Origin of the sequence: Pseudomonas sp. LPH60 (genome assembly GCF_030718165.1) — a bacterium.
Taxonomy (GTDB): domain Bacteria; phylum Pseudomonadota; class Gammaproteobacteria; order Pseudomonadales; family Pseudomonadaceae; genus Aquipseudomonas; species Aquipseudomonas danubii.
Map to the genome: position 1 here is coordinate 1 of NZ_JAVAJH010000030.1, position 698 is coordinate 698.

Genomic DNA, 698 nt, shown 5'->3' on the forward strand with positions numbered 1-698 from the left:
AAAGTTACCGCTGTAGATGCATTACCGGAAACGGTCGTTTTTGCCGTTACGTTTGCAGTGCCGGCAGTCATTCCTTGGATAGTCACACTCGCAACACCGCTGCTGTTCGTGACTGCCGAAGGCCCGGACAGGCTGTTCAGATCAGTTCCGAAGTAGACAGTGATACCAGCTCCTAACGGGTTCTCATTTTTGTCGACGACTGTGGCTGTCAAGGTACTAGGAGTGCCATCAGCTGGCACCGTTGTCGGGCTAGCTACGAGACTCTTAACTTTTGCAGATGCAACATCAGCATAGAACCCTACAGTGACATCAGCACTGTTGAGCGGTACGGATGCCCTGACAGTCCCTGAACCGCTACCTACATACGTTGCACGTAGGTTCACAGATGCTTGTCCATTAGCGTCTGTGTTGAAAGACGCACCACTCAAGCTGCCTTCTGAGGTTGTAAAACTAACTGCAAACCCTGCTTCTATAGAGTTTCCTTTCGCGTCTTTTACAGTCGCAACGATTGTGCTGGGGGTGGTGCTATCGGTCGGAATTGATGGACTGCTAGCAGTTAGGCTAACGATACGCGCAGTGGACCTGTCGGCGACCAAGGCTACAACCGCAGTTTTCGACCCGGCCACAGCCGAAGCCGTGACGGTTGCGGTACCGGCAACGGTGCCGGTCAGGTTGACCGTGGCCTTGCCGCTGGCATC

The 698-nt window shown here is 53.7% G+C and carries 1 protein-coding gene; it reads right to left on the reverse strand.

Annotated features, from left to right (window positions below; all coding sequences use genetic code 11):
• On the reverse strand, positions 1 to 626 hold a 626-nt coding region (locus Q8O96_RS31430; RefSeq protein ID WP_371826220.1), incomplete at its 3' end, for an Ig-like domain-containing protein.
• Positions 627 to 698 lie beyond the last annotated feature (72 nt).